The sequence below is a fragment of the Deltaproteobacteria bacterium genome (assembly GCA_005879795.1).
Classification (GTDB): domain Bacteria; phylum Desulfobacterota; class Binatia; order DP-6; family DP-6; genus DP-6.
Map to the genome: position 1 here is coordinate 21961 of VBKJ01000155.1, position 7101 is coordinate 29061.

Here is a 7101-nt window from a genome sequence, read left to right on the forward strand (position 1 = left end):
ACGCTACGCCGCGTCCGCGGACGGGGCGAGCGGCGCCGGCGGGCGCCGTCTCTGGCGCAGCGCGAAGCGGGCGGCGAGCGGCAGGGTCACGGTGAAGCAGGTGCCCTTGCCCACCTCGCTCGCGACCCTCACCGTGCCCCCGAGGACGTGGAGCAGCCGGCGCGCGAGGTGGAGCCCGAGGCCGACGCCGCCCCCGCCCGAGCCCGGCACCTGGCGGAACATGTCGAAGATGTACCGGATCGCCTCGGGCGGGATGCCGCAGCCGGTGTCGGCGACCGTGATGGCGAGGTCGCCCTCGGGCGTGAGGCTCGCGCCGAGCATCACGTGTCCGCGCTCGGTGAACTTGAAGGCGTTGTGCAGGAGGTTCCGCACCACGGTCTTCAGCTTCCCCGGGTCGGTCTCGATCTCGGGCAGGTCGGCCACGATGGCGCGGCGGAACGCCACCTCGGGGCGGCGCCAGCCTTCCGGGAGCTGCTGGCAGATCTCCTCGAGCAGCTGCGGGACGGAGACGCGCGCGGGCTGCACCGGGAGGCGGCCGGCCTCGAGGCGGTTCATGTCGAGGAGCGCCGTGATCATCTCGAGCAGCATGAGCGACTGCTCCTGCGTGCGCCTGAGCGCGTGCCTCTGCTCGGCGGTGATCGGGCCGAACGCGCCGTCGAGCGTCATCTCGAGATAGCCGAGCATCACGTTGAGCGGCGAGCGGAGCTCGTGCGAGATGGCGCCCACGAACTCGGACTTCATGGCGCTCGCCAGCCGCACCTCCTCGAGCAGGCGTGCGTTGCGCAGCACGATGGTCGCATGCTGCGCGATGCCGGACAGGAACTCGACCGCCTGCTCGCGCTCGGGAGCGGGCAGGCTGCCGAAGCCGACGGCGAGGAAGCCGGCGAGCACGCGCTCGTGGTAGAGCGCGGCCAGGATCATGGTCGAGAGCACGCGGCCGCTCCGGCCGAGGCCCGGGGTGCACGCGGCCTCGGCGGCGGTCAGCACGACGACCGGCTCTCCGGCGAGACGCCCGACCGGCGCCCAGCCGCTCACGGGGAACTCGAGGCGCTCGGGCTCGCCCGCGGCGGCGTCGGCATCGGTGGCGGCGACGAGCCGGAAGGTGCCGAAGTCGGGATCGACCAGGAAGGTACCGCTCCAGTCGGCGCCGAGCTGTTGGCTGGTGGTCGAGTTCAGGCGCGCGAGGATCTCCGGCGCCTCGAGCGTGGAGCTCAGCGTACGCGCGACGTCGAGGAGCGCGGCCGAGGTGCGCGCCTCGGCGCCCAGGCGCTGCCGGCTCTCCTCGAGCCGCTCCGCCAGGCTCGCGAGCGCGGTGTTCTTGCGCTTCAGGTGCGCGCCGTAGAAGAAGCACTGCTGCGCGAGGAGGAAGAATAGGAAGGTGGGCACGAGCGACTCGACGCTCGCGAGCGTGGCCAGGGAGAGACCACGCTCGTGCACGAGCAGGGCCTCGTGCCCGAGGGTGGCGGCGGTCGCCATCGCGAGCCCGCTCGGCACCGAGATGAGCCCCGCCGGCACGATGGTGAGGGCGTAGACCGAGCGGAAGAGGAGCGCCTCGACCCCGGCGGCGGAGGCGCCGATGCCGAACGTGATCCCGGCCAGATCGGCGAGGCTCTGGAGGTAGAAGAGGACGCGTGGCGCGCGCGCGAGGCGGTCCCACGAGAGCCCGATCCCCGAGACCACGAAGAGGCCGGCGCACGCCGCCAGGGCAGGCGCGGACGCGATGTCCCCTATGCCGAGCCACGCGAGGGCGAGCGTGAAGACGACGACCGCCCCGGCCGCCCGCAGGCGGGTCATGCAGAGCCAGCGGTTGAAGGTGACGAGGTCGTCGAGGCCCGACCGCATCACGTCGCCGCCTCGGGGCGGGACGCCCATCGCCGGCAGTCAGCACCGGCTGTGCCAGGTGGAATGGCGCATTCCGCCGGGCTCGCCGGGCCCGGAAGCGTCGAAAAGGTGTCAGTCCTCGTCGCGCAGCGGTCGCCCGGGTTGTCCGCGTTTGCTATGGTGTGTGCGATGACCACGGGGAAGAAGCCCGCCCGGCGACGCCACGGCGGCAGACGGCGGACGCCCGCCCAGGCGCCGCTCGACCTCCCGCTCGAAGAGCCCGCTCGGCCGCCGCCCGAGGCCGCGCCGGCAGACGTCGCGCCCGCGGATCCGGAGGTGCGCTTCGCGGCGCGCGTCCCGGCACCGGAGCCCGAGCGGCCGCGCCCGTCCATCCGGCGCGCGATCTACTTCGATGTCGAGAACTCGAGCCGCGCCGACCACGTCGCGCGCGTGCTCGACCATCTCGGCATCGATCGCCTGACGCGCGCGACGGAGCTGGTGGCGGTCGGCAACTGGCGGGTGGTGAACAACGACACCGCGCGCCTCCTCGCCGAGCGTGGCGCGCACCTCGTACACAGCGCGCCGTCGGTGGGCGTGCGCGACTGGAGCGACCTCCGCATCGCGGTCTCGGCCGGCGTCTGGCTCGCGGCGGCGCGGCCGGGCGACCAGCTCGAGATCATCACCGACGACCAGGCCTTCGACGCGGTGGGCGACGTGGCGACCAGCCTGGGGGTCGGCTTCCGCCGGCTCTCCTATCGCGCCGTCGCGGGGGCGGCCGCCGAGCCGCTGCCCGAGCAGGCGAGGGCCAGAGAGCCGCGCTCGCGCCGCCGGCGGCGCGGCGGGCGGCGCGGGCGACGGGAAGAGGCGGCGCCATCGCCTCCCGCCACGGCCGCCACGCCGGTGGCGAACGGCAGCGAGCCCGCGGGCGAGGGCCACACGGCGCCCCACGACGAGCTCCTCGCCGTGGCGCGCGAGCTGCTCGCGCGTGCGCCCGAGCGCACCGTCAGCATCGACGCCCTCTCGAACGCCCTCAAGGCGCGCGGCTTCCGGCGCACGCCGGGCTCGCCGCGGCTGATCACGCGGCTGCGCCGCATCAAGGAGCTCGAGGTGGGCCGCACGGGCGCCGTCCGGCTGGTCGAGCCCGGACCCGCCGAGGAGCCGGCCGCGCACGGCACGGAGGAGGCCGAGACGGCGGAGCGCAGCGCCGGGGAGCCCGAGGCGGCTTCCGCGGCCGCGGACACCGCCAGCCCGCCGACCCCGGGGAAGCGCCGGCGCCGGCGCCGCGGCGGGCGCCGCCGTCGTGGTCGCGGCGGCGGGCAGGCGGTCGTCGTCGCGCCGTAGGCGTGCCCCCCGAGTTCCTTCAGCCCCTCGAGGTCGTCTTTCGCCGCGAGGAGGGGCACGTGATCGCGCTCCTCGCCGAGCATCCCGCCTACGAGGCGGTGGAGGCGTTCTCGACGAGGCGCCGCGGGGCCGAGCCGCTCGTCCGCGCCATCGTGACCCGCCGCGACCATGGCCAGACCGACTACGTGAACGACCGGGCGGCGGTGGCGGACCAGCGCGCCGGTCCGCGCGCGGTCCACTTCGCGCCGATTGTCTTCGAGACAGGCGGCCGGCGGGACACACTCAGGGTAGGGCTCGGCTTCGCGACGGCGGACGGCACTAGGATCGTGCTCGAGCTGCGCACGGCAGGGCCGCCCCTGCCGGCCTTCGGTGGGCTCACCGATCCGCTCGGCCACGCCCCCGACGTGCTGCCCATCATGTATCGCGACGCGAGCGCGGCGGCGGCCCCCGGGACCCGGCTTACGATCGGCGGCGAGCCGTGCGCGCTCGCGGCCGCGTACTACACGGAGGGGTTCGCGATCGGCGTCCTGACTACGGGCGTCGCCGACCTCCGCCTCGTGGAGCGGCCGGCGCAGCTCGGGGTCGGGGCGCGCTGGGTGTACGCCCGGGAGGGCGGCGAGCTGGTCTACGACGTCGCCGCGTGCGACGGCGACCGGCTCGTGATCGTGCGGCGCTCCGGACGCGCCGAGCGGATCGCGGCGTGTCTGCTGGCCGGGCGCGTCCACATCGTGGAGCTGCGCGTCCCGTCGGCGAGCGAGATGCCGGGAGAGCTCGTCCTGTCGTTCGACCCGTTCCTGCCCGGTGCGGGCGGACCGGCCGCGCGCTTTGCGATCGGTATCGATGCGCATGCGAGCCTGGTCACCGGCCGCGTCGAAGCCGCCGGGGATGGTTTCACGCTGATCCCGGAAAAGCCCGCCTGGGCATGCAGCCGCGCAGTTGCCATCGTCGTGTCGAGCGCCGGCGACACGCGCCGTGTCAGCTCGGCCATCGTCGCGCACTGAATCATCGCACCACGCACGTCGCCTGCGCCGTCGTCGCTCGGCGCGAGCGCGTGGCGCTGCACGATGCGACGCGGCTGCAACGTGCCCTCCGGCGCCGCCGGCGCTATTTCGGTGCGGACGCGGTGTGCGGCACGCGCGGCACGCGCGTTGCTTTGCATGGACTTCGCGCGGCGGCGCACCGCGTCGCGTAACGCGCTCGCGGCGATGACGGTCGCTCTGGTGACGCGGGCGGCCCCCGCTCTCGCCGACGGTGCGCCGAACCTGGTCCTCCCGCTCGTCAGCGCGGTCGCGTTCGCCTCCGCGGCGAGCGAGGCGCCGCGGCAGGTGGCGACCCTCGGCCCCGGCAACCGTCCGCTGCTCAGCCTCATCCCGAAGCAGGTTCACATCGTGGACGGGTACGAGTATGACTTCGACGACTACGTCGGGCTCAGGCGGCCGCGCAACCTGGTCGACAGCGACCGCATCGTCTCCTACGACATCCTCCGCCGCCCGCGCCGCGGCTGGATGGCCTTCGTCGCCTACGACGAGGAGTACCGCGGCCCCGTCACCGGCCGCAGCGACGTCCTCCGCATCGGACTCAAGCGCCGCTTCTAGCGACCGGGGGGACGTGACGGCCGCGTGGCGCCGCCGGGGGTGCCGCTGCGGCGACCTTCGACGGCGCCGCACGCGCCGTGCGGAGGGACAGGCGCGCGGCGTCGGCGCCGGAGCGGGAGCCGCAGCGGCACTCCCGGCGGCGCCCGCCGGTCACGCCATCCCCAGCCGCTCCTTCCCCTCTGGCGAGATCATCTGCGGGTTCCACGGCGGGTCCCAGACGATCTGCACGTCGGCGTCCGTGACGCCTGGGAGGTCGAGGAGCCTGAGCCGCGCGTCGGCGGCGATCGACGTCCCCATGCCGCAGCCGGGCGCGGTGAGCGTCATCTTGACGTCGACGCGGTGGCCGTCGCCCTCCGGCGCGATGCGCATGTCGTAGACCAGGCCGAGATCCACGATGTTCACCGGGATCTCCGGGTCGAAACAGGTCTTGAGCGTCGCCCACACCTGCTCCTCGAGGTCACCGCCCGCGGCGGAGGCGGGCGCCGTGGTCGGCTCCTTGCCGAGCGCGTCGGCGTCCCTGCCCGCGATGCGGAAGAGGCCGCCGTAGGCGGGGACCTGCACCGTGTAGGAGCCGCCGAGGGACTGCGTGATGACGACGTCCCAGCCCTTCTCGAGCGTCATGGTGTGCCCGCCGGGGACCTGGATCGCCTCTACGTCGCGCGTCAGCTCGGTTCGTTCCATGGAGGGATTCTAGACCGCCCTGCCGGGTGGCGCCACCGCCCCACGGGCCGGTGGTGGTGCCGCGCTGAACCACTGACTACGGGCCCGCCACCGGCAGCCAGCCTCGCGTCAGCACGTCACTCATCGTGAGCCCGATCAGGATCGCGAGCCAGAAGAAGCCGCCGCCCGCGACCACCCAGGTGAGCCCCGGGCTCTCGCGCAAGTGCATGAAGAAGAGGACGACGAGGACCGCCTTGGTGAACGCGATCGAGAGCGCGACCACCACGCTCGCTGGCCCCAGGTCGACGTACGACACGGCGACGGTGGCGAGCGTCAGCACGATGAGCGCCGCGAACACGGCGACGTAGACGCGCACCCCGCTACGGGCCATGGCGTCCGATCAGGTAGAGCATGGGGAGGAGGAAGATCCACACGATGTCGACGAAGTGCCAGTAGAGCCCGGTCACCTCGACCGGGTTGTGGTACTCCGCCGTGTAGTGGCCGCGCCAGGCGAGCGCGAGGATCACGCCCACCACGCCGATCCCGATGATCAGGTGGAGCGCGTGCACGCCCGTCATCGCGAAATAGAGGAAGAAGAAGAGTTCCTGGGGCCCGGCATCGGCGCCCGTCAGCGTGAAGCGGAGGCCGGGCACGAGCCCGTCCTCCCACTTGTGCGTCCACTCGATCGCCTTGATGCCGAGGAAGACGCCGCCCAGGAGCATGGTGAGCGCGAGGCAGACGAGCAGCGAGCGGCGGTGCCCTTCGCGCGCGCCGTGCACCGCCAGCACCATGGTGAGGCTCGAGCCGATGAGCACGATGGTGTTGGTGCCGCCGAGGAGCACGTCGAGGTGGCGGCTCGCGTGCGCAAAGGCTGCCGGGTAGAGCCAGCGGTAGGCGGTGAAGGCGGTGAACATGCCGCCGAAGAACATCACCTCGGTGGCGAGGAAGATCCACATGCCGAGCTCGGCCGCGCCGCGCTGCTGCTCGGCGTCGTCGAACTGGTGGGCGACCGCGGCGGCGTGCTCAGCCATGAACCGGCTCGCGGCCCGGGTAGGCGTAGGGCTCGCCGCTGACCGTCGGGGCGGTCGCGAAGTTGTCGCGGGGCGGCGGCGACGGCGTCCGCCACTCGAGGCCGGTGGCGTCCCACGGGTTCTCGCCCGCCGGCTCGCCGTAGCGCAGCGACCAGAGGAGGTAGATCATCGGCAGCAGGTAGCCGACGCCCAGGATGGAGGCCCCGGCCGTCGACATCACGTTCAGCACCTGGAACTCGTCGGGATAGGCGTGATAGCGCCGCGGCATGCCGAGGTAGCCGAGGATGAACTGCGGGAAGAAGGTCAGGTTGAAGCCGATGAAGATGATGAGCGCCGCCAGCCGCCCCCAGCCCTCGGGGTACATCCGCCCGCTGATCTTCGGCCACCAGTAGTGCACGCCGCCCAGGTAGCCCATCACCATCCCGCCCACCATGATGTAGTGGAAGTGCGCGATCACGAAGTAGGTGTCGGTCACGTGCACGTCCATGCCGAGCGAGGCGAGGAAGAGGCCGGTCAGGCCGCCGATGGTGAACAGCCCGATGAAGCCGAGCGCGTAGAGGAGCGGGGTGCGGAACTCGATCGTCCCCTTGTGCAGCGTCGCCGTCCAGTTGAACACCTTCACCGCGGAGGGGATGGCGACTAGATAGGAGAGG

The 7101-nt window shown here is 73.0% G+C and carries 8 protein-coding genes; 3 read left to right on the top strand and 5 right to left on the bottom strand.

The window, feature by feature from the left end; genetic code table 11:
• Positions 1-3: 3 nt before the first annotated feature.
• On the bottom strand, positions 4-1872 hold the full coding sequence (locus E6J59_13405) for a hypothetical protein (GenBank protein TMB18911.1): 1869 nt from the start codon (positions 1870-1872) through the stop codon (positions 4-6).
• Positions 1873-2010: 138 nt separating this feature from the next.
• Here E6J59_13405 and E6J59_13410 point away from each other — a divergent pair, with 138 nt between their 5' ends.
• From E6J59_13410 to E6J59_13420, 3 genes are all read left to right on the top strand, one after another.
• The gene (locus tag E6J59_13410; protein TMB18912.1) at positions 2011-3162 is read left to right on the top strand and encodes a hypothetical protein; all 1152 of its coding nucleotides are present in this window, start codon (positions 2011-2013) and stop codon (positions 3160-3162) included.
• Between the two features lie 2 nt (positions 3163-3164).
• The gene (locus E6J59_13415; protein ID TMB18913.1) at positions 3165-4163 is read left to right on the top strand and encodes a hypothetical protein; all 999 of its coding nucleotides are present in this window, start codon (positions 3165-3167) and stop codon (positions 4161-4163) included.
• A 156-nt stretch (positions 4164-4319) separates the two neighbouring features.
• A complete protein-coding gene (locus tag E6J59_13420; GenBank protein TMB18914.1) occupies positions 4320-4757 on the top strand; it encodes a hypothetical protein in 438 nt (145 codons plus the stop codon).
• 150 nt (positions 4758-4907) lie between these two features.
• Here E6J59_13420 and sufT read toward each other — a convergent pair whose 3' ends face one another.
• From sufT to E6J59_13440, 4 genes are all read right to left on the bottom strand, one after another.
• Positions 4908-5438: a putative Fe-S cluster assembly protein SufT gene (sufT, locus tag E6J59_13425; protein TMB18915.1), complete on the bottom strand. Its 531-nt coding sequence runs from the start codon at positions 5436-5438 to the stop codon at positions 4908-4910.
• Between the two features lie 76 nt (positions 5439-5514).
• Positions 5515-5808 carry a caa(3)-type oxidase subunit IV gene (locus tag E6J59_13430; protein ID TMB18916.1) on the bottom strand — a complete coding sequence of 98 codons (294 nt, stop codon included), beginning with the start codon at positions 5806-5808 and terminating at the stop codon, positions 5515-5517.
• The gene (locus tag E6J59_13435; protein TMB18917.1) at positions 5798-6448 is read right to left on the bottom strand and encodes a cytochrome c oxidase subunit 3 family protein; all 651 of its coding nucleotides are present in this window, start codon (positions 6446-6448) and stop codon (positions 5798-5800) included. Before E6J59_13435 ends, E6J59_13430 begins: the two co-directional genes overlap by 11 nt.
• A partial coding sequence (locus tag E6J59_13440) for a cytochrome c oxidase subunit I (GenBank protein TMB18918.1) occupies positions 6441-7101 on the bottom strand: 661 nt, incomplete at its 5' end. The genes E6J59_13440 and E6J59_13435, both read right to left, overlap by 8 nt.

Coding starts and splice junctions, on each gene's coding strand:
- sufT (TMB18915.1), bottom strand. CDS start 5,438: ATGGAACGAACCGAGCTGACGCGCGACGTAGAGGCGATCCAGGTCCCC.
- E6J59_13420 (TMB18914.1), top strand. CDS start 4,320: ATGGACTTCGCGCGGCGGCGCACCGCGTCGCGTAACGCGCTCGCGGCG.
- E6J59_13430 (TMB18916.1), bottom strand. CDS start 5,808: ATGGCCCGTAGCGGGGTGCGCGTCTACGTCGCCGTGTTCGCGGCGCTC.
- E6J59_13405 (TMB18911.1), bottom strand. CDS start 1,872: ATGGGCGTCCCGCCCCGAGGCGGCGACGTGATGCGGTCGGGCCTCGAC.
- E6J59_13435 (TMB18917.1), bottom strand. CDS start 6,448: ATGGCTGAGCACGCCGCCGCGGTCGCCCACCAGTTCGACGACGCCGAG.
- E6J59_13410 (TMB18912.1), top strand. CDS start 2,011: ATGACCACGGGGAAGAAGCCCGCCCGGCGACGCCACGGCGGCAGACGG.